At 71.9% G+C, this 20,172-nt stretch carries 25 protein-coding genes and 1 tRNA gene; 6 read left to right on the forward strand and 20 right to left on the reverse strand.

Features of this window, described 5'->3' with window-relative positions:
- Nucleotides 1-2: 2 nt before the first annotated feature.
- Nucleotides 3-656 carry a TetR/AcrR family transcriptional regulator gene (locus ACFVS6_RS02075; RefSeq protein WP_389700000.1) on the forward strand — a complete coding sequence of 218 codons (654 nt, stop codon included), beginning with the start codon at nt 3-5 and terminating at the stop codon, nt 654-656.
- On the opposite strand, the gene ACFVS6_RS02080 is transcribed toward ACFVS6_RS02075, so the two are convergent.
- Together ACFVS6_RS02080 and ACFVS6_RS02085 are read right to left on the reverse strand one after the other, a co-directional pair.
- The gene (locus tag ACFVS6_RS02080; protein WP_389700001.1) at nt 653-2,353 is read right to left on the reverse strand and encodes an MDR family MFS transporter; all 1,701 of its coding nucleotides are present in this window, start codon (nt 2,351-2,353) and stop codon (nt 653-655) included. The genes ACFVS6_RS02075 and ACFVS6_RS02080 overlap by 4 nt on opposite strands.
- 14 nt (nt 2,354-2,367) lie before the next feature.
- A complete protein-coding gene (locus ACFVS6_RS02085; RefSeq protein WP_389700041.1) occupies nt 2,368-2,817 on the reverse strand; it encodes a MarR family winged helix-turn-helix transcriptional regulator in 450 nt (149 codons plus the stop codon).
- 133 nt (nt 2,818-2,950) lie between these two features.
- Here ACFVS6_RS02085 and ACFVS6_RS02090 point away from each other — a divergent pair, with 133 nt between their 5' ends.
- Nucleotides 2,951-3,178, forward strand: a complete 228-nt coding sequence (locus ACFVS6_RS02090) for a hypothetical protein (protein ID WP_389700002.1) — start codon at nt 2,951-2,953, stop codon at nt 3,176-3,178.
- A gap of 33 nt (nt 3,179-3,211) precedes the next feature.
- On the opposite strand, the gene ACFVS6_RS02095 is transcribed toward ACFVS6_RS02090, so the two are convergent.
- The 10 genes from ACFVS6_RS02095 to ACFVS6_RS02140 form a co-directional block, all read right to left on the reverse strand.
- Nucleotides 3,212-4,057 carry a hypothetical protein gene (locus ACFVS6_RS02095; protein ID WP_389700003.1) on the reverse strand — a complete coding sequence of 282 codons (846 nt, stop codon included), beginning with the start codon at nt 4,055-4,057 and terminating at the stop codon, nt 3,212-3,214.
- Between the two features lie 80 nt (nt 4,058-4,137).
- The gene (locus tag ACFVS6_RS02100; protein ID WP_281209802.1) at nt 4,138-4,977 is read right to left on the reverse strand and encodes an RNA polymerase sigma factor SigF; all 840 of its coding nucleotides are present in this window, start codon (nt 4,975-4,977) and stop codon (nt 4,138-4,140) included.
- Between the two features lie 232 nt (nt 4,978-5,209).
- Nucleotides 5,210-6,052: an RNA polymerase sigma factor SigF gene (locus ACFVS6_RS02105; protein ID WP_389700004.1), complete on the reverse strand. Its 843-nt coding sequence runs from the start codon at nt 6,050-6,052 to the stop codon at nt 5,210-5,212.
- Between the two features lie 208 nt (nt 6,053-6,260).
- On the reverse strand, nt 6,261-6,422 hold the full coding sequence (locus tag ACFVS6_RS02110) for a hypothetical protein (RefSeq protein ID WP_362875018.1): 162 nt from the start codon (nt 6,420-6,422) through the stop codon (nt 6,261-6,263).
- Nucleotides 6,423-6,791: 369 nt separating this feature from the next.
- The gene (locus tag ACFVS6_RS02115; protein ID WP_281209805.1) at nt 6,792-7,082 is read right to left on the reverse strand and encodes a hypothetical protein; all 291 of its coding nucleotides are present in this window, start codon (nt 7,080-7,082) and stop codon (nt 6,792-6,794) included.
- A 198-nt stretch (nt 7,083-7,280) separates the two neighbouring features.
- Nucleotides 7,281-7,367, reverse strand: a tRNA-Ser gene (locus tag ACFVS6_RS02120).
- A gap of 88 nt (nt 7,368-7,455) precedes the next feature.
- Complete coding sequence (gene tadA, locus ACFVS6_RS02125; protein WP_389700042.1) at nt 7,456-7,884, reverse strand: tRNA adenosine(34) deaminase TadA; 429 nt, start codon at nt 7,882-7,884, stop codon at nt 7,456-7,458.
- Nucleotides 7,885-7,946: 62 nt separating this feature from the next.
- Nucleotides 7,947-8,495 (reverse strand): hypothetical protein, encoded by a 549-nt coding sequence (locus tag ACFVS6_RS02130; protein WP_389700005.1) that lies wholly within the window; start codon nt 8,493-8,495, stop codon nt 7,947-7,949.
- A 194-nt stretch (nt 8,496-8,689) separates the two neighbouring features.
- Nucleotides 8,690-8,914 carry a hypothetical protein gene (locus ACFVS6_RS02135; RefSeq protein WP_389700006.1) on the reverse strand — a complete coding sequence of 75 codons (225 nt, stop codon included), beginning with the start codon at nt 8,912-8,914 and terminating at the stop codon, nt 8,690-8,692.
- Between the two features lie 160 nt (nt 8,915-9,074).
- On the reverse strand, nt 9,075-10,058 hold the full coding sequence (locus tag ACFVS6_RS02140) for a universal stress protein (protein WP_389700007.1): 984 nt from the start codon (nt 10,056-10,058) through the stop codon (nt 9,075-9,077).
- Nucleotides 10,059-10,247: 189 nt separating this feature from the next.
- On the opposite strand from ACFVS6_RS02140, the gene upp reads away from it, so the two are divergent.
- Entirely contained in the window at nt 10,248-10,883 is a 636-nt protein-coding gene (gene upp / locus ACFVS6_RS02145) for a uracil phosphoribosyltransferase (RefSeq protein WP_266575412.1), read from the forward strand.
- A 128-nt stretch (nt 10,884-11,011) separates the two neighbouring features.
- On the opposite strand, the gene ACFVS6_RS02150 is transcribed toward upp, so the two are convergent.
- The gene (locus ACFVS6_RS02150; protein ID WP_389700008.1) at nt 11,012-11,695 is read right to left on the reverse strand and encodes a LytR C-terminal domain-containing protein; all 684 of its coding nucleotides are present in this window, start codon (nt 11,693-11,695) and stop codon (nt 11,012-11,014) included.
- A 79-nt stretch (nt 11,696-11,774) separates the two neighbouring features.
- On the reverse strand, nt 11,775-12,071 hold the full coding sequence (locus ACFVS6_RS02155; protein WP_008740979.1) for a type II toxin-antitoxin system VapB family antitoxin: 297 nt from the start codon (nt 12,069-12,071) through the stop codon (nt 11,775-11,777).
- 88 nt (nt 12,072-12,159) lie between these two features.
- On the opposite strand from ACFVS6_RS02155, the gene ACFVS6_RS02160 reads away from it, so the two are divergent.
- Together ACFVS6_RS02160 and opcA are read left to right on the forward strand one after the other, a co-directional pair.
- Nucleotides 12,160-13,770, forward strand: a complete 1,611-nt coding sequence (locus ACFVS6_RS02160; protein ID WP_389700009.1) for a helicase HerA-like domain-containing protein — start codon at nt 12,160-12,162, stop codon at nt 13,768-13,770.
- A gap of 106 nt (nt 13,771-13,876) precedes the next feature.
- A complete protein-coding gene (gene opcA, locus ACFVS6_RS02165; protein WP_389700010.1) occupies nt 13,877-14,809 on the forward strand; it encodes a glucose-6-phosphate dehydrogenase assembly protein OpcA in 933 nt (310 codons plus the stop codon).
- Here opcA and ACFVS6_RS02170 read toward each other — a convergent pair.
- Together ACFVS6_RS02170 and ACFVS6_RS02175 are read right to left on the reverse strand one after the other, a co-directional pair.
- Nucleotides 14,758-15,231 (reverse strand): cupin domain-containing protein, encoded by a 474-nt coding sequence (locus tag ACFVS6_RS02170; RefSeq protein WP_389700011.1) that lies wholly within the window; start codon nt 15,229-15,231, stop codon nt 14,758-14,760. The genes opcA and ACFVS6_RS02170 overlap by 52 nt on opposite strands.
- Before the next feature lie 98 nt (nt 15,232-15,329).
- The gene (locus ACFVS6_RS02175) at nt 15,330-15,911 is read right to left on the reverse strand and encodes an HhH-GPD-type base excision DNA repair protein (RefSeq protein ID WP_389700012.1); all 582 of its coding nucleotides are present in this window, start codon (nt 15,909-15,911) and stop codon (nt 15,330-15,332) included.
- Nucleotides 15,912-16,032: 121 nt separating this feature from the next.
- Between ACFVS6_RS02175 and ACFVS6_RS02180 the strand changes: the two genes are divergently transcribed.
- Nucleotides 16,033-16,845: a VOC family protein gene (locus ACFVS6_RS02180; protein ID WP_389700013.1), complete on the forward strand. Its 813-nt coding sequence runs from the start codon at nt 16,033-16,035 to the stop codon at nt 16,843-16,845.
- Here the strand turns inward: ACFVS6_RS02180 and ACFVS6_RS02185 are convergent.
- The 4 genes from ACFVS6_RS02185 to ACFVS6_RS02200 all read right to left on the reverse strand — a co-directional run bounded on the left by ACFVS6_RS02185 (nt 16,842) and on the right by ACFVS6_RS02200 (nt 19,968).
- Entirely contained in the window at nt 16,842-17,357 is a 516-nt protein-coding gene (locus tag ACFVS6_RS02185) for a hypothetical protein (RefSeq protein WP_389700014.1), read from the reverse strand. The two genes, ACFVS6_RS02180 and ACFVS6_RS02185, sit on opposite strands and share 4 nt — an antisense overlap.
- Nucleotides 17,358-17,361: 4 nt before the next feature.
- Nucleotides 17,362-18,039, reverse strand: a complete 678-nt coding sequence (gene lepB / locus ACFVS6_RS02190) for a signal peptidase I (protein ID WP_389700015.1) — start codon at nt 18,037-18,039, stop codon at nt 17,362-17,364.
- 32 nt (nt 18,040-18,071) lie between these two features.
- Nucleotides 18,072-18,878 (reverse strand): helix-turn-helix domain-containing protein, encoded by an 807-nt coding sequence (locus ACFVS6_RS02195; protein ID WP_389700016.1) that lies wholly within the window; start codon nt 18,876-18,878, stop codon nt 18,072-18,074.
- Between the two features lie 352 nt (nt 18,879-19,230).
- Nucleotides 19,231-19,968 carry a hypothetical protein gene (locus ACFVS6_RS02200; protein WP_389700017.1) on the reverse strand — a complete coding sequence of 246 codons (738 nt, stop codon included), beginning with the start codon at nt 19,966-19,968 and terminating at the stop codon, nt 19,231-19,233.
- Nucleotides 19,969-20,172: the final 204 nt, after the last annotated feature.

Here is a 20,172-nt window from a genome sequence, read left to right on the forward strand (position 1 = left end):
CCATGGTGAGCGAAGCCGATCCGGACGAGGCCGGGACCAGTGTGTGGCGGGCCGTCGGGCCCGTCGCCCCCGTCCGGCGCAGGAGCGAGTCCCCCTCGGGGCTGGACCGGGACCGGATCACCGCGGCCACCGTACGGTTGCTCGACGCGGAGGGGCTGGCCCGCTTCTCGATGCGTCGGCTGGCCACCGAACTCGGGGTGACCGCGATGTCCCTGTACTGGTACGTCGACACCAGGCACGATCTGCTCGAACTCGCCCTGGACAGCGCCCTGGGCGGGCAACGGCTCCCGGTCGGTCCGGCCGCGCGGGACACCTGGCCCGACCGGTTGCGGGAGCTGGCGCGCGGTTACCGCGAGCTGCTGGCGGAGCATCCGTGGGTGGTCCCGCTCAGCGTCGTCCACCCGAACATCGGCCCGCACGCGCGGGCCTTCGACGCGGCCCTGCAACGGCTGTTGGACGACGCGGGACTGGTGGGCGCCGGTCGTACCGGCGCCCACCTCGCCGTCTGCCGGTTCCTGACCGGTGGCGGGCCGATCGGCTGCGACGGGTCCGGCCGCCGGGCTCCCGACGCGGACTTCGGCCTGGCGCTCGACGTCCTGATCGCGGGCATCGAGGCCAAGACCGGCGCCGCCACCACCGGCGGATCCCGGGGTTAGTACCCGGCCGACCCCTTGCCCGCCTTGCTCAGGGCGTCGGCGTCGACGGCGGCCCGCTCCGCCGCGTCGGCGTGCGTCCCGACACCGACCGGGGTCGTGGAGCCCTCGGCCGTCGGGGCGTGCGCGGCCGGATTCGACTTGAGCGCGACCTCCTTGATGAACAGCACCAGCACCAGGGAGAGCAGCGCGAACGGGGCGGCGTAGAGGAAGACGTCGCCGACCCCGTGGCCGTACGCGGACTCGATGACGGTCCGGAACGGCGCGGGCAGCTTGTCGAGGTCGGGGATCCCGCCTCCGGCGGTTCCGCCGTGGCCCATCGCCGCGGCCTTCGGGCCGAGGGCGGTGAGACCGTCCTGGACGTAGTGGGTGACCCGGGTGGCCATGACCGCGCCGAGTGCCGAGACGCCCATGGCACCGCCGAGCGAGCGGAAGAAGGTGACGACGGAGCTGGCCGCGCCGAGGTCCTCGGGGGCCACCTGGTTCTGCGTGGCGAGGACCAGGTTCTGCATCATCATGCCGAGGCCGAGGCCGGTCAGCGCCATGTAGACGGCGATGTGCCAGTACGGGGTGTCGTGGCGCAGGCTGCCCAGCAGGCCGAGTCCGACGGTGAGCAGGACGGCGCCCGAGACGAGCCAGGCCTTCCACCGGCCGGTCTTGGTGATGACCTGGCCGGAGACGGTGGAGGAGACGAACAGGCCGGCGATCATCGGGATGGTCAGCACGCCGGACATGGTGGGGGACTCGTTGCGGGCCAGCTGGAAGTACTGGCTGAAGAAGACCGTGCCGGAGAACATCGCGATGCCGACGAAGAGCGAGGCCGCCGAAGCCAGGGTGATGGTCTTGTTGCGGAACAGCCGCAGCGGGATGATCGGGTCGCTCGCGCGGGACTCGACGAGGACGAAGAGCAGGCCGAGCGCCACCGCGCCGCCGGTCATCGCCCAGGTCTGCCAGGAGATCCACGCGTAGGAGTCACCGGCCTGCGTGACCCAGATCAGCAGCAGCGAGACCGAGCCGCTGATCAGGAAGGCGCCGAGCCAGTCGACCTTGACGTCCCGGCGGACGACCGGGAGGTGCAGGGTCCGCTGGAGGACGATCAGCGCGATGATCGCGAAGGGCACGCCGACGTAGAAGCACCAGCGCCAGCCCAGCCAGTCGGTGTCGGTGATGACGCCGCCGAGCAGCGGGCCGCCGACGGTCGCGACGGCGAAGACCGCGCCGAGGTAGCCGCTGTAGCGGCCGCGCTCGCGCGGGGAGATCATCGCGGCCATCACGATCTGGGCGAGGGCGGAGAGGCCGCCGACGCCGATGCCCTGGACCACGCGGCAGGCGATGAGCATGCCGGTGCTCTGGGACAGGCCGGCGACGACCGAGCCCAGGACGTAGATGACGAGGGATATCTGGACGAGCAGCTTCTTGCTGAAGAGGTCGGACAGCTTGCCCCAGAGCGGGGTGGCGGCCGTCATCGACAGCAGGGCCGCGGTTACGACCCAGGTGTAGGAGGACTGCGTGCCGCCGAGGTCGCTGATGATCTGCGGCAGAGCGTTCGAGACGATCGTGGAGGACAGGATCGCCACGAACATGCCGAGCATCAGCCCGGACAGCGCCTTCATGATCTGCGGGTGGGTCATCGGCGCGCCGTCGGACGTGGTCTCCGACCGGCCGCCTTCCCGCACACCGCCGGGTGTGGTCGTAGCCATGCGTTTCCTTAGTACTAGAAGCTCGATCGGAGTCGGGCCAGCAGGGTGTTGAGTACGTCGATGTCCGCGGCCGACCAGTCGGCCAGGGCCGTTTCCAGCGCGCCGGTGTAGCGGGCGCCGAGCTCGGCGAGCAGCGCGCGTCCCGACGGGGTGAGGCGCAGGATCCGGCAGCGGCCGTCGACCGGGTCGGTCTCCCGCTCGATCCAGCCGCGCCGGGCCACGTGGGCCACGTGGCGGCTGGTCACCGAGATGTCGACGGCCATGAACTCGGACAGCCGGCTCAGTCGCATCTCCCCGTGCCGGTCGAGCACGGTCAGGACGGCGGCGGAGCCGGGCGGGCAGTCGTGGGGCAGGATCCGGGCCAGGTCGCGCTTGACCGCTCCGATACCGGTGAGCTGGCGGGCCAGCTCCTCGTACCGGGTGCCGCTCCGCGCTGTTCGCGTGGTCACCGGAATGCCCCCCATCTTGTTGCTTAGGGCAACCATAGAAGCCGATGGTTGCTACAGGCAAATGAATCCGGGGGGTCCGGCGGTAAAGGAATCGGAAAACCCGCCGGCGGCGGAAAACCGGCACCGGAACCCGCTAGGGTCCTGGGCCATGGCTGCGAACCACGACTCTCCCGGACCCGAGGGCGGCTACGACCCCGCGGGCAGCACGCAGATGTTCCGCGCGTTCGTCGAGGAGGCCGCACCGGCCCGCACTCCGTCGGTTCCGGGCGCCCGACGGCGACAGAAGGCCGCGGGCGGGGGGAACGGGGTCAAGATCGCCCTGGCCCTCGCCCTGATCCTGGTGATCGGCGCGGCCCTCTGGCTGGTCCTGCGCTGATCCCCCGGCAGGATCCGAAAGGGGCGGGGCGGTCTAGCTCCAGGACGCGGTGACCTCGCGGGTCTCCACCCGCATGCCCAGCGGAACCCGCCAGGCCTCCACGCACACCGTGTACGTCTGCGTCCTCGCGACGCCGGCCGCGATGGGGCCGGGCAGCGGCTGGGAGGTGTGGATCGTGGCCCAGTCGATGCCGAGCGCGCCGATGATGTGCGTCTCGAAGCCGACCGTGCCCGAACGGGCGGCCGTGCCGCCGGTGTTGGTGAACGTGACCGTGACGCGCTCGCACCGTCGTTCGGACGCCGCCGCGCGGGTCGGTGCGCTCAGCGACAGCTTCGCCGCGGTCGCGGGCGGCGGCGTCGGCGGCTTGGGCGTGCCGGTTCCGGGCTTCGGCGTCGGAGGGGCGGGCGTACCCGGTGTTCCGGGGGTGCCGGGCGTTCCGGCGCCGCCGGTGGTGCCCGGTTGCCCGGGCGGGGTGCCGCCGGGCGTGGCGGGTCGGCCCGGCGCCGGCGGGGTGCCGGGTTCCGGGGCGGGGCCGCCCGGGGCGGTGGCCGTCCCTCCGCCTTCGCCGGAGCCCCCGGGGGGCTGCTGTGACCCCGGGGCGGTGGGCATCGTAGGGCCGGTGTCGGAGGGGGTGCCCGTCGCGGGGACGGACGCCGAGACGGAGGATCCCGCCGGGGCCTCGGGCGGTGGCGCCGCGAGGGGCTGGAACTCCACCCCGGCGCGGGGCGCGACGTTCTCCCCCGCGCCCCTCTCGGGCCCGGGGGCGGCCGCGCCCACGGCGAGGTAGCCGTCCCGTGCCGTGCCCCCGCAGCCGGTGAGGGCGGCGGCGGCCGTGCAGCACAGGGTCAGGGCGAGCGCCGCGCGGGATCCCGTTCGCATCGCGCCAGTTTTCCTGACGCCACGTCAAATAGGAACCCTGTGCGAAAGGTTCGGCCCCCCACCGGGGAGGGCCGAACCCCCTACTCGCCGATCAGGCCCACGCGGAGCTGCGCGAGCGTGCGCGTCAGCAGTCGGGAGACGTGCATCTGGGAGATGCCGACCTCCTCGCCGATCTGCGACTGGGTCATGTTCGCGAAGAACCGCAGCATGATGATCTGCCGTTCCCGGGGCGGGAGTTTGGCCAGCAGCGGCTTCAGGGACTCGCGGTACTCGACACCTTCGAGCGCGGTGTCCTCGTACCCCAGCCGGTCCGCGAGGGAGCCCTCGCCGCCCTCGTCCTCCGGGGAGGGCGAGTCGAGCGAGGAGGCGGTGTAGGCGTTGCCGACGGCGAGACCGTCGACGACCTCCTCCTCGGTGACCCCGAGCACGGCCGCGAGCTCGGGAACGGTCGGCGACCGGTCGAGCTTCTGGGCGAGCTCGTCGCTGGCCTTGGTCAGCGCGAGGCGCAGTTCCTGGAGCCGGCGCGGGACGCGGACCGACCAGGAGGTGTCCCGGAAGAACCGCTTGATCTCGCCCACGACGGTCGGCATCGCGAACGTCGGGAACTCGACCCCGCGTTCGCAGTCGAAGCGGTCGATCGCCTTGATCAGGCCGATCGTGCCGACCTGGACGATGTCCTCCATCGGCTCGTTGCGGCTGCGGAAGCGGGCCGCCGCGTAGCGCACGAGCGGCAGGTTCAGCTCGATCAGGGTGTCGCGTACATAGGTCCGTTCGGGGCTGTCCGCGTCCAGGGCGGCAAGTCGCCGGAAGAGGGAGCGGGAGAGGGTGCGGGTGTCGATGGCTTCCGAGCGGTCGGACACAGCCGGCTGCTCACGCTTGACGAGCGTGAGCACTTTGGAGCTGCCCTGGTCTACGGACATGCCACCCCCTTGAGGTCGCGGACGGTCGCGTGTTCTGCGCGCCCGTCGGAGGAACGCAGCCTCCACCTGAATACCGGAGGCGGGGCTGCGGCAAACGCGGTTCCAGCAGAATGTCACATGTCGGCAACACGCTGTAGCGTCATGTCGACAAGTATCTCCAGCGACAGAGCGCGCACCGACCGGAATGAGCCGTTTCTGTAGGGAAACGCGGTAATGCCTCCACCCGATCCGGTTAAGCCTCGATCCTGTTTGCGGATCTCAGTCGGGCGAAGCTCCTGGCGAGCAGCCGGGACACGTGCATCTGCGAGACGCCGAGCTCGGCGCTGATCTGCGATTGGGTCAGATTGTTGTAGTACCGCAGGAGCAGGATGCGTTGCTCGCGTTCGGGCAGCTGGACGAGCAGGTGGCGGACGAGGTCGCGGTGCTCGACACCGGCCAGCTCCGGGTCCTCGTAGCCGAGGCGGTCCAGCAGGCCGGGCATTCCGTCGCCCTCCTGGGCGGCCTCCAGCGAGGTTGCGTGGTAGCTCCGCCCCGCCTCGATGCAGGAGAGCACCTCGTCCTCGCCGATCCGCAGCCGTTCGGCGATCTCGGGGGTGGTCGGGGTGCGGCCGTGGAGGGTGGTGAGGTCCTCGGTGGCGGCGTTGACCTGGACCCACAGCTCGTGGAGCCGGCGGGGGACGTGGACGGTGCGGACGTTGTCGCGGAAGTACCGCTTGATCTCGCCCACGACGGTCGGCATGGCGAACGTCGGGAACTGCACCCCGCGCTCGGGGTCGAAGCGGTCGATCGCGTTGATCAGCCCGATCGTGCCGACCTGGACGACGTCCTCCATCGGCTCGTTGCGGCTGCGGAAGCGGGCCGCCGCGTAGCGGACGAGGGGGAGGTTCGCCTCGATCAGGGCCCCGCGCACCCTGCCGTGTTCGCTGGTGCCCGGCTGAAGGCCCTTCAGCTGCCCGAAGAGCACCTGGGTGAGGGCCCGGGTGTCGGCGCCCCGGCTCTGCGGCCGCGGGGCGGCCGGGGGCTCCTGCTGGACGTCCTGCTGGGGTGGCACCTGAGGCGCAGTACTGGCCGGCACGGTCACGCCACCCCTTCAGTCAACTCATCCGTCAAAAGCGGTCATAGCATCACAAGAGATGTGCACTATACGCAAGCACCGTATATCGCCGTGTTGAGGGCAAGTTGGGCATATCGTGACAATCTCTTGGAGTCGTGGGAATGCAAAAGACCCCCCACCCGTCGGAGTGGGGGGCCGGGAAGTCCGGAAACCGCTTCAGCGTACGGGCTCAGCTCACCAGTTCGGTCATGAACTCGCCGATACCGGAGGCGGCATCCGAGATTCCCTGGAAGCCTATTTGGACGAAATCTGCGGCTTTGACCGGCTGGGTGATGATCACGTAGAGCACGAAGACGACGAGTGCGCCCATGATGATCTTCTTGGTGTCCATGAGCGGTGACGGCCTCCCCAACCGGTCCTGCAAAGTCGGGTGAGTCTAACCGGTCAGGTTTGGACACTCACCTGCCCTTTAAGGACCAATGACCCGCACGTACGGGCCCTTTGCCGGACTGTTTCCGGTCGTGGAAGGCGCAGGATTGAACACGAGCCCACCGGTTCTGGCAGGAAATCGGTGGGTGAGGGACAGGACCTCACTGCGGGGTCCGAGCCGCAAGCTTCCCCCCTGACTGCGGCACGGACTGGCAGGTTCCGTCCTCACCGGGGGAAGTGGCTTGTCCCCCCGATGCCACTTCCCCCGTCCATCACGTCGAAGGCCCCGACCCCGGTCGGGGCCTTCTGCGCGTGCCGGGGCGCCGCCGGGTTACTCCAGGCCGCCGGCGAGGTCGGTGATGGGCTGGACGGGGGCGATGACGGGGGCGAGCTGGTTCGGCAGCTCCATCAGCTGGTTGAGCTGGTTGGCGCCCTCGCTGAGCTTCCCGCCGATCTCCTGGACGGAGCGCGGCTGGGCGCCCTGCGGCATGCCCGGGGTGGCCGTCGGCAGGTCCGGGAGGGTGAGCGGGGCGAGGGGTGCGGCGGTGGCCGCGGGTGCGGCGAGGCCCGCGGCGGCCCCCGCGAGGGCGATGGCGGCGAGCATGCGCTGGGTCTTGGTCATGCCGTGACAACGGCCGAGCGGGCGGCCGGTCACGCGGGTGTCCCCCGGAGGGCCCCCGATCGGACCCCGGTCGAACCCTCGACCGGACCCCGGTCCAACCCTCGACCCGCCCTCGGTCGAACCCCTCGGCAGGGCCTCGGCGTGAGCCCGGAAACGCCGAGAGCCCCGACCCTTGCGGGGCGGGGCTCTCGATCAGAGCGGTAGCGGTGGGATTTGAACCCACGGATAGCTTGCACCATCACACGCTTTCGAGGCGTGCTCCTTCGGCCGCTCGGACACGCTACCGAGAGAGAGCTTAGCCCAAAGAGCGCGCAGAGCTGAAATCCGTGTCGGCCGGCCCCTCCGACGGCCCGGGCGGGCCGTCGGAGCCCGTTCACAGGTCCCGGAAGAAGTCCGTCAGCTGCCGCGCGCACTCGGCTTCGAGCACCCCGCGGATCACCTCCGGACGGTGGTTGAGCCGACGGTCGCGGACGAGGTCCCAGAGGGACCCCGCCGCGCCCGCCTTCTCGTCCCCCGCCCCGAAGACCACCCGGGCCACCCGGGACTGCACGAGGGCGCCCGCGCACATCACGCACGGCTCCAGGGTCACCACGAGGGTGCACCCCGTGAGTCGCCACTCCCCGAGCCGGGCGGCCGCCCGGCGCAGCGCCAGTACCTCGGCGTGCGCCGTGGGGTCGCCGGTGGCCTCGCGCTCGTTGTGCCCGGTGGCGAGGAGTTCGCCGCCGGGGCCGAGCACGACGGCGCCGACCGGCACGTCGCCGGCCGGCACCGCGAGGGCCGCCGCCTCCAGCGCCAGGCGCATGGAGTCCCGCCATGGGTCCCGTACGGGATCGGGTCCGTACGTGGTGTCGTGCGCGGTGGCCACTAGCGGACGGCCTCCAGGACCTCGGTGGCGCCGAGCGAGTCGGCGATCTCCGAGAGGGCGTCCCCGTCGAGGGTCATCAGTTGCTTGTTGCTGACTCCGAGGTCGTCCAGCAGCCGGGGGTCGCCGAGCGGACCGGCCGGGACGGGCTCGGCGCCCGTCACCGCCCTGTCGTCCGCGTCGTCGTCATCGTCCGCGAACGCGTTGACCGGTTCGTCCTCGCCGTCCTCGGTGCCGTCCAGGTCCAGTTCGTCGAGTTCGTCGTCCTCCTCGTCGCTGCCCAGCAGCTCTTTGGTCAGCATCGATCCGTAGGAGCTGCGGTCGGCTGCGGAGGCGTTCGATACGTAGTACCGGGGGTCCTCCTCGCCGTCCACGCGGACGACGCCGAACCAGGCGTCCTCCTGCTCGATGAGAGCGACCACCGTGTCGTCGTCGACAGCGGCGGAACGGGCGAGATCGATCAGATCACTGAGGGACTCGACGTCGTCGAGTTCCAGGTCGCTCGCTTCCCACCCGTCTTCGGTGCGCGCGAGCAGTGCGGCGAAATACACCGTGACTCTCCCACTGGTCATAGGCGTGCCGGTTGGAGGTCCCCCCGGCCGGAGGTTGGGGTGGGATCGGCCGTGACGCAGGCCGTTCCGTACCCCGCCCAATCGGCATCGTGGCAGAAACAGCGGCTTTGCGAGAGGTCTTCCGCGCGGCGGCCGTGTCGCGGCGTCCGCCGCCACGCCGGTCGCGCGGCCGCTCACCAACGGAACGTACGCATCCGCATTTGCTGACGCATGCGGGCCGCGCGGGCGCGCCGGGGCTGTACGCGGTCGCGCAGTTCGCGGGCCTCGTTCAGGTCGCGGAGGAACTGGGCGCGCCTGGCCCGGCGCTGCGCGGCGCTCTCGGGCGCCTCGGGCGGCGCGCTCCCGGTATCGCTCCCGTCGCTCTGGTCACTGGCTCGGCTCGACTGCGTCTCGGGCATCGGCAACCACCCCGGTCCGGTCGTCCTCCTCCGCCGGCGCGAAGCAGACCCCCCGGCTCCCACCTTCCCCCGGGTGGCGCGATTGATGCCAGTCCTTCCCAAATCGTTCCAGGTCAGGGCCACGGCGGAGGAAGCCCTTCCGGCAGTCGCGGGTGGGGCCTCAGCCTCCCGCGCGTCCGGCGCCGCCGGTTTCTGCGCCGTCGCCGGAGTCGTCGGTGAGATCCGGTACGACGGCCACCGGGCCGTGCGCGTGTTGGAGCACGGCGTTGGCGACGGAGCCCATCAGCAGGGACCTGCGGCGCGGATGGTGGCGCCCCACCACGACGAGCGCGGCCGACCGGGAGGCCGCCACGAGGCGGCCCGCCGGGTCCCCCGGCACGGCAGCCTGCTCCACGGGCACGTCGGGCCAGCGGGCCCGCAGCGGTTCCAGCCGGCGCGTCTGCGACCGCAGCATCTCCCGTTCGGCGGGGATCGCGTCCCCGTCGTCGGCGAGCGCCTCGGGCGGGATCACCGCGAAGGGGCTGTCGATCAGCAGCGTCGGCGAGGGCGGCAGATCGTACGCCGAGACCACCTGGACGGTGGTCCCCCGCGCGGCCGCCTCCGCGAACGCGAAGGTCAGTACGTCGTCGGGGGTCTCGGCGGCGTGCAGCCCGAGGACCACCCGGCCGGCCGAGGCCTCGGAGGCGGCCGCGACCGCGTCGCGGTCGGCGTGCGGGACCACGACCACCGGGCAGGTGGCGGTGGTGGAGACGGCGCGACTGTTCGAGCCGAGCAGCAGGGTGGCGAACCCGCCGCGCCCCCGGGAGCCCATGACCAGCATCAGCGGCCGGTTCTCGTCGGCGATCACCCGCAGCGCCTCGGGTACGGAGCCCTCCAGGGCTTCGTGGCGGACGTCGCGGGGCAGCTCGGGCGAGGCTTCCAGCACCCTGCGGACGTGGTCGCCGATGGGGTCGGCGTACTGCTCGGGTTCGTTCGGATGGCGCAGCGCGGAGCGGCGTCCCGCGTACAACTGGGAGGCGTCGGGCAGTACGTGGGCGACCATCAGCGCGGCTCCGTGGCGCAGGGCGGCCGTCCGGGCCCACTCCAGGGCCCGGAGGCTGTGCTCGGATCCGTCGACCGCCGCGATCACCAGTCCATTGCTCACCCGTCAAGGGTGCTGGGCATCCGGGCGGGCCGCATCTCCGCGCCCGGAGGGCGGCGGTCGACGCCGTGGACACCGGGCGGTCGTCGCACCGCGTAGCCTTTTGGGTGTGGGTCGCGAACAGCGGCCGTTGTCGCAGGTAGCAGGGTCGCAGGTCGTAGGTCGAAACCCGGCTGAGTCTTGGAGGATGTTGTGCGTTTGCAGGTAGTCGATCACCCCTTGGTGGCGCACAAACTCACCACGCTGCGGGACAAGCGCACCGACTCCCCCACTTTCCGGCGGCTCGCCGACGAGCTGGTGACCCTCCTCGCGTACGAGGCCACCCGTGACGTGCGCACCGAGCAGGCCGACATCGAGACCCCGGTCGGCCCCACGACCGGCGTGAAGCTGTCGTACCCCCGCCCGCTGGTCGTCCCGATCCTGCGCGCCGGTCTCGGCATGCTGGACGGCATGGTGCGGCTGCTGCCGACCGCCGAGGTGGGCTTCCTGGGCATGGTCCGCAACGAGGAGACCCTGGAGGCCTCCACGTACGCGACGCGCATGCCGGAGGACCTCTCGGGCCGGCAGGTGTACGTCGTGGACCCGATGCTGGCCACCGGCGGCACGCTGGTCGCCGCGATCCAGGAGCTCATCAAGCGCGGCGCCGACGACGTGACCGCCGTGGTGCTGCTGGCCGCCCCGGAGGGCGTCGAGGTCATGGAGCGCGAGCTGGCGGGCACGCCGGTGACGGTGGTGACGGCCGCCGTGGACGAGCGGCTCAACGAGCACGGCTACATCGTCCCGGGCCTGGGCGACGCGGGCGACCGCATGTACGGCTCTGCGGAGTAGGGCCGCAACGAACACGTCGGCTCTGCGGAGTAGGGCCGCAACGAACACGTCGGCTCTGCGGAGTAGGGCCGCAACGAGTCAGCCGTGACCGGTCCCGGTCCGGTCCGGGGGACCGGACCGGGTCGGGATCAGCACTTTCCGGTGGGTGCGGGCGCGGGGTTGGCGAGGAGCGCCACGGCCCGGTCCGCCTCCTCCTTGGGCTTCAGTTCCTTGAAGGCGTCGCCGATGATGAGGTCGATGTCCGCGCCCTCGCGCGTGTCGTGCTGCTGGGTGAGCCCGTCGACCTGGGTGCCGAGGACGGCGTAGGCCGCCTTGTCCGTCGTGGGCGCGCCGAGCAGTATCCCGGCGCCCGGGACCTTCTTGTCGAAGGTGGGCGGGGCGTTGCCCACCTGGCCGATGACGAAGCCGCGTTTCTCCAGCTCGTCGCGGACCGCCTTGGCGAGGCCCGCGCGCGGGGTCGCGTTGTAGATGTTGACCGTGATCTGGCCGGGCTGGGGGAGCACGACCGCGGGTGAGGCGGAGGTGGCGGGTCCCGGTTGGGGAGCGGAGGCCGGTTTCGCGGCCTTGGCGGGCGTGGCGGACGCCGTGGGGCAGTCCTTGCCGGCCGCCGCCGCATTCCGCTTACCGCCGCCGTCGCCCCGGAACACCCCGATGAGCTGGAGCGCCCCGTAGCCGAGCAGGGACAGCGCGAGGAGCGAGCCGAGCAGGGCGAGGACGACCTTCCGGCGTCGGGGCCGGCGGCTCATGCGGGGGTAGGCAGCTCCCGTAACGCGGTACTTTCCGCCCATGCCGGGGGGAGTGAGCATGCTCATGGGCGCAGCGTAGTGCCGCGTCGTGACGATGCCTACTAAATGATCTATTGATCGGGCAAGGCTGACCCGAAAGGCGCAATCAGTCCATTTCCAGGACGCGTGCGTGCAGCACCTGTCGCTGCTGGAGCGCGGCGCGCACGGCGCGGTGCAGCCCGTCCTCCAGGTACAGATCGCCCTGCCACTTCACGACGTGCGCGAAGAGATCGCCGTAGAAGGTGGAGTCCTCGGCGAGCAGCGTTTCGAGGTCCAGCTGTCCCTTGGTCGTGACGAGCTGGTCGAGCCGGACCGGGCGCGGGGCTACGTCCGCCCACTGCCGGGTGGTTTCCCTGCCGTGGTCGGGGTACGGCCGCCCGCTTCCGATGCGCTTGAAGATCACACGGAAAGCCTACCGGGCCCGTGCCTCCGGGCGCAGCCTCGTGCCATGGGTGCAAAAGTGACGGACAGGGCTATTCCGGGAGTGACGCATGAGCCAGAGCACCGACCGAGCCGTTCCCGCGGACCCCGCGGACCCGGCCGGAGCGATCGCCGCGGGGTACGCCTTCACCGGACCCGCGCTCGATCTGGGGGCCCTGATCTGGGACGGCGCCTGCCTGCCCGACCGGCAGATCCGCATCCCCCTGGGGATGCTCAACCGGCACGGGCTCGTCGCGGGCGCGACCGGCACGGGGAAGACCAAGACCCTCCAGCTCATCGCCGAGCAGCTGTCCGCGAACGGCGTGCCCGTCTTCCTCGCCGACATCAAGGGGGACGTCTCGGGGATCTCGGCGCCCGGCGCGGACAACGAGAAGGTGCGGGAGCGGGCCGCGGAGGTCGGCCAGGAGTGGCGGGCCACCGGCTGCCCCAGCGAGTTCTACTCGCTGGGCGGGATCGGCCCGGGCATCCCGCTGCGGGCGACGGTGACCGCGTTCGGCCCGGTGCTGCTGTCGAAGGTGCTCCAGCTGAACCAGACCCAGGAGCAGTCCCTCGGGCTGATCTTCCACTACGCCGATTCCAAGGGCCTGGAGCTGTTCGACCTCAAGGACCTCCGGGCGGTCGTCGCCTTCCTCGTCTCGGACCGGGGCAAGGGGGAACTCAAGGGCATCGGCGGGCTCTCGACGGTGACCGCCGGGGTGATCCTGCGGGCCCTCACCGCATTCGAGCAGCAGGGCGCGTCGGAATTCTTCGGGGAGCCCGAATTCGACACGAGTGAATTCCTCAGGACGGCCGCGGACGGACGCGGAACGGTTTCCGTGCTGGAACTCCCGGCGGTTCAGGACAAACCGCAACTCTTCTCCACTTTCCTGATGTGGCTGCTCGCCGATCTCTACGCCGATCTCCCGGAAGTCGGCGATCTGGACCGGCCCAAGCTGGTCTTCTTCTTCGACGAGGCGCACCTGCTGTTCAACGGGGCCTCGAAGGCCTTCCTGGATTCCATCACGCAGACCGTCCGGCTGATCCGTTCCAAGGGAATCGGCGTCTTCTTCGTGACCCAGACCCCGAAGGACGTCCCGGCGGACGTGCTGGCGCAGCTCGGCAACCGGGTGCAGCACGCGCTGCGCGCCTTCACCCCGGACGACGCGAAGGCGCTGAAGGCCACCGTGAAGACCTTCCCCAATTCCGCTTACGACCTGGAGGAGTTGCTCACCGGTCTCGGCACGGGCGAGGCGGTGATCACGGTGCTCAGCGAGAAGGGCGCCCCGACGCCGGTCGCCGCGACCCGGCTGCGCGCCCCGCAGTCGCTGATGGGACCGGTCGACGCGGCGGAACTGGACCGGGCCGTGAAGGCCTCGCTGCTGTACTCGCGCTACGCCGAGCCCGTGGACCGCGAGTCGGCGTACGAGAGGATCAGCGCCGAACAGGCGGCGGCCGAGGCGGCCGCGGAGGAGGCGGCGGCGGCCGCTGAGGCGGAGAAGCAGGCGGAGAAGGAGGCCAAGGAGGCGGAGAAGGCCGCCCGGAGGGCACCGAAGCCGGATCCCTCGCTGGCCGAACAGGTGGTGGGCAGCGGCATCTTCCGCTCGCTGGCCCGCTCGGTCGGCACCTCGTTGGGCCGCGAGATCTCCCGCTCCCTCTTCGGAACGGCCCGCCGCAGAAGATGACCTGACGGGGCGTCGGACCACCCCGCACACCCCGGGCCTGCAGGTCCAGCCGGAATCAAGTGCACCGGGTGCCGCCGGACCCGTCGACGCTGACAGACTCGGGGGTATGCGGACCGAACTCACCGACACCACGTCCAGCAAGGTCGTCCGGGCCTTGCTCGAAGCGCGCCGAGCAGTCGGCAGCCCGGCCATGGGGCTGGTGCTGACCCTCGTCGTGGTCACCGACGAGGAGAACGCCTACGACGCCGTACGCGCCGCCTCCGAGGCCTCCCGCGAGCATCCGTGCCGCATCATCGCCGTGATCAAGCGGACGGCGCGGGGCCCGCAGCGGCTCCGCCAGACCCGACTCGACGCCGAACTGCGCGTCGGCACGGACGCCGGCTCCGGCGAGATCGTGCTGCTGCGCCTGCACGGCGAACTCACCGACCAGGCGGGCTCCGTCGTGCTCCCGCTGCTGGTGCCCGACGCGCCGGTGGTGGCCTGGTGGCCGTCCGAGGCCCCGGCGGATCCGGTCCGTGACCAGCTGGGCGCGCTGGCGCAGCGCCGGATAACCGACTCGCAGGCGGCGCCCGACCCGGTCGGCGTGCTGGATCAGCGGGCGGCCTCGTACGCCCCCGGTGACACCGATCTGGCGTGGACCCGGCTGACGCCGTGGCGCTCCCTGCTGGCCGCCGCCTTCGACCACAAGCCGCTTCCGGTGACGGGCGCGGCGGTGGAGAGCGAGCCGGACAACGCGAGCGCCGAGCTGCTGGCGCGCTGGCTGGAGGACCGGCTGGAGGTGCGCGTGGACCGGGTGGCCACCGACGGGCCGGTGATCACCCGGGTCCGGCTGGAGACCAGTGCCGGGGAGATACGGGTGGACCGGCCCGCCGGGGTGCTGGCCACGCTGCTGCTGCCCGGCTGGCCCGACCGCAAGGTGGCCCTCAAGATCCGTAGCACGGCGGAGCTGCTCGCGGAGGAACTGCGGCGCCTGGACGCCGACGTCGTCTACGCCTCGGCGCTGCGCGGTCGGGCCGCCCAGGCCTCGCTCTCCGCGTAGTGGTTGTCGTACACCGGTGAGCTGTCCTTGATGTCCTGGACGGTCGCCTCGCCGGCGCGGACGCGGCCGAGGAGCCGGTAGTAGTCGAAGCGGGCCATGCCCGGGGTGAAGCCGACGAGGACCTCGGCCGTGTGGCCCGCGGCCGGGGCGAAGGCGTGCTTCACGCCGGGCGGAACGGTGATGAAGTCGCCCTTGCCGAGGGTGTGGACCTCGTCGCCGACCAGGACGTCGAGGCGGCCGTCGGTGACGTGGAAGAACTCGGTCGCCTTCGTGTGGAAGTGCACGGGCGCGCCGGCCGCCCCCACCTCGAAGCTCGCGGTGTTGCAGGTCAGCTCGTCGGTGTCGGTGAGCAGGGTGATGACGCTGCCGGGGCCGTCGGAGATGCGTTCGGCGCTCGCGGCGCGCGTGAGGTTCTCGATCATGGATCCGACCCTAGGGGCTCTTGGCAGGAACCCCCAGGTCCGGTTGGTGGTGGGGCGGCGGGCGCCTGCGCGCCGCGCGATACGGGCGCGGCCCACCCCTATCCCTTGGCCTTCGCCGCGGCCTTCATCTCCTGCTTGTACGCCCGGACCTTGGCCAGGGACTCCGGGCCGGTGATGTCGGCGGCGGAGCGGTGGATGTTCGCCGGGCCGTAGCCGCCCGCCGCCTCCCGCCAGCCCTTGGGGCGCACCCCGTACCGCTTGCCGAGCAGCGCCAGGAAGATCTGCGCCTTCTGCTCCCCGAACCCGGGCAGCGCCTTGAGCCGCTCCAGCAGCTCCGGGCCCGTCGCGGCGTCGGCCCAGACCGCGGCGGCGTCCCCGTCGTAGTGCTCGACCAGGTACGCGCACAGCTGCTGGATCCGCTTCGCCATCGACCCGGGGTAGCGGTGCACGGCCGGCTTCTGCGAGAGCAGCGCCGCGAAGGCGTCCGGGTCGTGGGCGGCGATGGCGTGCGCGTCGAGGTCGTCGGCGCCGAGCCGCTGCGCGATCGTCCAGGGCCCGGAGAACGCCCACTCCATCGGTACCTGCTGGTCGAGCAGCATGCCGGTGAGCGCGGCGAGCGGGCTGCGGCCGAGCAGGGCGTCGGCCTCGGGCTGCTGGGCCAGCCGGATGGTGATGTCCATGGCTCCAGCCTCCCCCGCGCGCGGGCTCCGCGCGCGGTCGGCGCGCGGTTGCCGCACCCCCCGCCTAGCGTGGGAACGAAGCACCCGCACGCGGACACGAGGACACGGGAGTCGATCGACCATGGCTGAGTTCCAGGAAGGCGCGCCCTGCTGGGTGGACGCGATGTTCACCGATGTGGAGGGCGCCAAGGCGTTCTACGCGGACGTTCTCGGCTGGACCTTCGGGGAGTCCAGCAGCGAGTACGGCAACTACACCCAGGCCTACTCCGACGGGAAGGCCGTCGCGGCCGTCGTCCCGCCGATGCCGGGCGCCGACGCCCCCTCGCAGTGGTGTCTGTACTTCGCCTCGCCGGACGCGGCGGCGACGGCGGAGAAGATCAGGGCGGCGGGCGGCGAGCTGGTGATGGAGCCGATGCAGGTCGGCACCTTCGGCACGATGCTGATCGCGAAGGAGCCGAGCGGCGCGGTCTTCGGCGTCTGGCAGCCCGGCGAGCACAAGGGCTTCGAGAAGATGGGCGAGGCCGGCGCGTACTGCTGGTCGGAGGTCTTCAGCCGGGACGTCGCCAAGCCGGACGCGTTCCTGCCGAAGGTGTTCCCGTACGAGGCCGAGCAGATGGAGACGGGCGACGACCCCGAGATGGCCGGGATGGACTTCAAGGTCTTCAGCCTGGGCGGCAGGAACAACCCGGTCCTCGGTCGGATGGCCATGGGCGACGACTTCCCGCCCGAGGTCCCGTCGTACATCCAGGTGTACTTCGCGGTCCCCGACTGCGACGAGGCCGTCGCGAAGACGAAGAAGCACGGCGGGAAGCTGCACTTCGGCCCGATGGACAGCCCCTTCGGCCGCTTCGCGGCGGTCGGGGACCCGCAGGGCGCGGCGTTCGCTGTGATCGACGTGACGACGACGGTCGGGGAGATGCCCTCGTTCGGTTAGGGGCCGGTACCGCGGCCCGTCCCCCGGGGGCGGTCGGATCCGTCGGGGGGCTCGGCCGGCAGCGTGCCGGGGAGGGCCACCTCCTCGGCACGCAGCGCCCACACGGCCCGTCCGGGTCCGTCGAGCACCCGCAGCGAGTTGGGCCGGTACTCGTCCCGCGGATCCTCGACGGTGCAACCGGCGGACGTCAGGATCGCGGTCATCGCGCCCATCATCGCCACCTCGACCGCGTCGCAGTGCCGCACGGCGGGCACGTCGTCGCACGGTTGGAGGAGGCGGTGGGCGCGGAGCGCGCACTCCCGCAGCCGGGGGCTGGTCAGCCACCGCACGTACACGCCGCCGGCGGCGTCCGCCCCGGGATCGACGTCGACGTACGCTCCGCCGGCGAGCACGGGTTGCAGGCCGGGCGCGAGCAGCGGAAGTCCGGCGGCGACCAACTCGTTGCGCACGTCGGTCGCGAGCGCCTCCTGGCGCGCGGCCTCCTCGGGGCCCACCTTCTCGAAGCCGAACATCCGCTCAACCCGACCTGTGCGGCGAGGCCGGGTGCGGGAAGGGGAACGCCGCGCGGCGGGCCTCGCCGCGCGCCATGAGGGCCGAGAACGCGAGACCGAGCGACGCGACGAGTCCGAGGAAACCGAGCAGGCCGACGGCGCAGACCAGGAGGAAGCCGTCCGAGGTGTCGGCGACCTTCGCGCGGACGCTCGCGGCGGGGACGGTGCCCTGCTGCTCGCCCGCCGGGTTCATGGCCGAGTCGCGGGAGTTGAGCCGGTGGTCGCCCATCACGAAGATCCGGCCCTCCGGCACGGTCACGTCGAACGTGAAGGCCGACGGCCGGCCGGGCTCCCGCAGGTAGGGCTCGACGAGTGGCTCGCCGTTGAGGGTCAGCGCGGTCGCTCCGGCGGTGTAGGAGACGCGGTCGCCGCCCACCGCCACCACACGGGTCAGGAGGTCGCCCTCGCGCACCCACGGGACGGTGACGCGGACGATGTCGCCGCGCGCGACCGTCCCTACCGGCCCCTGCTCGAAGTGGACCCGCCGGCCGGTGGCCTGGGTCGGGAGCATCGAGTCGCTCGCCGCGACGACCGGTCCGACCACCCGGAGGGCGGCCGCGGCCACGAGTGCCGCTCCGGCCAGGGCCGACAGGGCGGCCGCCGTCACCAGCCCGCGACCGGGCCGCCCGTTCCTTCGCGCCATGTGCCCCCCTGAACCGGACGTGTGGCCGAATCCTATGGGGGCTCCGCGCAGCCCCGACATCGGCCGGGTTCCTGGCTGCGGAAGGCGCGGTCGCAGCGCGTGCAGTTCTGGAAGGGGGCCGGCGGGACGCGGGCGGGCCTTCTGAACTCGGCCTCCAGGGCGGGCGGGACCTGGGCCCTGAGCCGGTGGGCGATGAGCCCGGCCGGGTTGGTCAGTACGTCGGGGAGGTCGGCCGTCAGCACGGTGATGATCGCCTCCGCGCTCCCGCCGCGCTCCACCCAGACCTCGGCCGCTCCGGCGAGGCGCTCGATGTCGCGCCGCCCGAGGAGCAGCCGGTGGTCGACGTGGCGCAACCGCGCGAGCAGGGCCATGGCCACCACCCGGAGGGGCGAGGGCGGTTCGGGGTCGGGCTCCCGTACGGCCGGCTCGGGTTCAGGCTCCGGCTCCGGCGCCGCTTCCGGCTCCGGCTCGGGGGCCAGGTCATCCGGCACCGCCGCAGCCACCGGCTCGGGGGTCATGTCATCCGGCACCGCCGCCGCCACCGGTTCGGGGGTCGGCGGCGGCACGGGGGTCGGTCGCGTCATCGCCGCGGGGTGGTTGTAGGACACCGTCCGGGTGACGAACCGTCCGTCGGGCAGCTGTTCCACGGTCCGCTTCAGGTACCCGTGGGCCTCCAGCTCGCGCAGGGCTGTCGCGATCCGGGTCGTCCCTTCGGGAACCCGCCTGACCAGGTCCTTGATGCCGATGGCGGTGCCGGGCGGGAGGGACTGGATGTACGCGCCGAGGCCGCGGGCGGTCAGCGTCAGCTTCGGGTGCTGGATCAGGTGGTTCCCGATCACGGTGAACCGGGTCGTGTGTCGGACGTTCGAGTGGCGAACGCCGTACGGCGCCGCGGAGGGCGCGCTAACCTGCTGAGGAGCCATGGGGAAGCTGTTGACTTCCTGCTTGGTCAGGCCCTCGCCCGGGATTGCAGTCCCGGCGGGGGCCGTCTTCGTTGGTGAAGTGGTCGGGGCGAGCATATGCCCCGCAACCAGTCCGAAATCCAACCGAGTTGGACTTCTTCACCCGTGTGAGTGATGGCAACGCCGGGGGAGGCTGGTGGGGTTGGGAAGGGTTCTTTCTCCCGGTACTTGCGAAGCAAGGAAACGTACGGCGAAACCGGGACCGGGCAGACCGGAACCCGGTCCCACCTCAGCGAACGGTCAGCTGGTCGTACGTCTTGTAGGTGTACTCGCCGGACAGGGTGATCTTGTTCCCGGTGGTCGCGGGGAGGCCGAGACGGTCGTTCACGAGCCGGGTCATCGGGCCACAGCCGGTGGCGGCCGGCACGCCGAACTCCGTGTCCATCGCCGCGTACTTGATCACCGGGGGATTCTTGGACACCCGCTCGGAATCGCCCACCCGCTTGAGGCGGATCTCGATGGGGGTGTCGCCGGTGCCGATGGTGCAACCCCGGGGCAGGAGCGGGCTCACGGCCCGGTAGCGCAGCGTGAAGAAGCCCATGCTGTCGCCGACGGAGTAGAAGTCGGACCGGCCGCCGTACTCCGGCTGCAGCGACAGGCCGAGCAGCGGGGACCGGTCGGCGGAGGCGTTGTCGATGCCGAGCAGTCCGCCGGGGACGGTGGAGGGCCCGCCGCGCAGGGATCCCCAGGCCTGGCCGTTGCTGCCGTCGGGCATCGGGCCCTCGGCGAAGGTGAGGGTCATCGGGGCCAGCGCCGGGATGTCGCGGTCGCCGAGCCGCAGCGACCCCGAGGCGGTGTGCAGCTCGCACTTCCAGCGCGCCGCGTCGACCCCGGCGGGGAGGGCGGGGCAGTCGGAGAAGTCGTGGGCGGGGGCGGCGGGTACGGGGTCCGCCGAGGCGCCGGTCGCGGCGGTGAACGTGAGGGCGAGTGCGGCGGCGAGGGCGAGCCCGGCGGTGGTGGTCTTCATGCCCCCACGGTGCCGCCGGGCCCCGGCCGACCGCACCGGGGAGAGCCCCGGTCCGCCCCTGACGCGCCCCCGAGCCGGAGTCAGGGCCAAGTGCCGTTCGCCGGACGGCCGGTTCCGCCCGCACGGGCTCCGCGGAGCCGGACCGCACGGCGGGTTCGTCGGGTGCCCACCCGCCCGCCCAACGGGATTTCGCGCAGGGGCGAG

Origin of the sequence: Streptomyces sp. NPDC057939, from assembly GCF_042887545.1 — a bacterium.
In the GTDB taxonomy this organism is placed as follows: Bacteria; Actinomycetota; Actinomycetes; order Streptomycetales; family Streptomycetaceae; genus Streptomyces.

Excerpts from the sequence above, each read along its gene's own strand:
- ACFVS6_RS02075 (WP_389700000.1), top strand. The coding sequence starts at position 3 with ATGGTGAGCGAAGCCGATCCGGACGAGGCCGGGACCAGTGTGTGGCGG.
- ACFVS6_RS02135 (WP_389700006.1), bottom strand. The coding sequence starts at position 8,914 with ATGCCCGAGACGCAGTCGAGCCGAGCCAGTGACCAGAGCGACGGGAGC.
- opcA (WP_389700010.1), top strand. The coding sequence starts at position 13,877 with ATGCGGACCGAACTCACCGACACCACGTCCAGCAAGGTCGTCCGGGCC.
- tadA (WP_389700042.1), bottom strand. The coding sequence starts at position 7,884 with ATGCGCCTGGCGCTGGAGGCGGCGGCCCTCGCGGTGCCGGCCGGCGAC.
- ACFVS6_RS02175 (WP_389700012.1), bottom strand. The coding sequence starts at position 15,911 with ATGGACATCACCATCCGGCTGGCCCAGCAGCCCGAGGCCGACGCCCTG.
- ACFVS6_RS02185 (WP_389700014.1), bottom strand. The coding sequence starts at position 17,357 with ATGTTCGGCTTCGAGAAGGTGGGCCCCGAGGAGGCCGCGCGCCAGGAG.
- ACFVS6_RS02160 (WP_389700009.1), top strand. The coding sequence starts at position 12,160 with ATGAGCCAGAGCACCGACCGAGCCGTTCCCGCGGACCCCGCGGACCCG.
- ACFVS6_RS02080 (WP_389700001.1), bottom strand. The coding sequence starts at position 2,353 with ATGGCTACGACCACACCCGGCGGTGTGCGGGAAGGCGGCCGGTCGGAG.
- ACFVS6_RS02180 (WP_389700013.1), top strand. The coding sequence starts at position 16,033 with ATGGCTGAGTTCCAGGAAGGCGCGCCCTGCTGGGTGGACGCGATGTTC.
- ACFVS6_RS02095 (WP_389700003.1), bottom strand. The coding sequence starts at position 4,057 with ATGCGAACGGGATCCCGCGCGGCGCTCGCCCTGACCCTGTGCTGCACG.
- ACFVS6_RS02115 (WP_281209805.1), bottom strand. The coding sequence starts at position 7,082 with ATGACCAAGACCCAGCGCATGCTCGCCGCCATCGCCCTCGCGGGGGCC.
- ACFVS6_RS02090 (WP_389700002.1), top strand. The coding sequence starts at position 2,951 with ATGGCTGCGAACCACGACTCTCCCGGACCCGAGGGCGGCTACGACCCC.
- ACFVS6_RS02150 (WP_389700008.1), bottom strand. The coding sequence starts at position 11,695 with ATGAGCATGCTCACTCCCCCCGGCATGGGCGGAAAGTACCGCGTTACG.
- ACFVS6_RS02085 (WP_389700041.1), bottom strand. The coding sequence starts at position 2,817 with ATGGGGGGCATTCCGGTGACCACGCGAACAGCGCGGAGCGGCACCCGG.
- lepB (WP_389700015.1), bottom strand. The coding sequence starts at position 18,039 with ATGGCGCGAAGGAACGGGCGGCCCGGTCGCGGGCTGGTGACGGCGGCC.
- ACFVS6_RS02170 (WP_389700011.1), bottom strand. The coding sequence starts at position 15,231 with ATGATCGAGAACCTCACGCGCGCCGCGAGCGCCGAACGCATCTCCGAC.
- ACFVS6_RS02110 (WP_362875018.1), bottom strand. The coding sequence starts at position 6,422 with ATGGACACCAAGAAGATCATCATGGGCGCACTCGTCGTCTTCGTGCTC.
- ACFVS6_RS02200 (WP_389700017.1), bottom strand. The coding sequence starts at position 19,968 with ATGAAGACCACCACCGCCGGGCTCGCCCTCGCCGCCGCACTCGCCCTC.
- ACFVS6_RS02100 (WP_281209802.1), bottom strand. The coding sequence starts at position 4,977 with ATGTCCGTAGACCAGGGCAGCTCCAAAGTGCTCACGCTCGTCAAGCGT.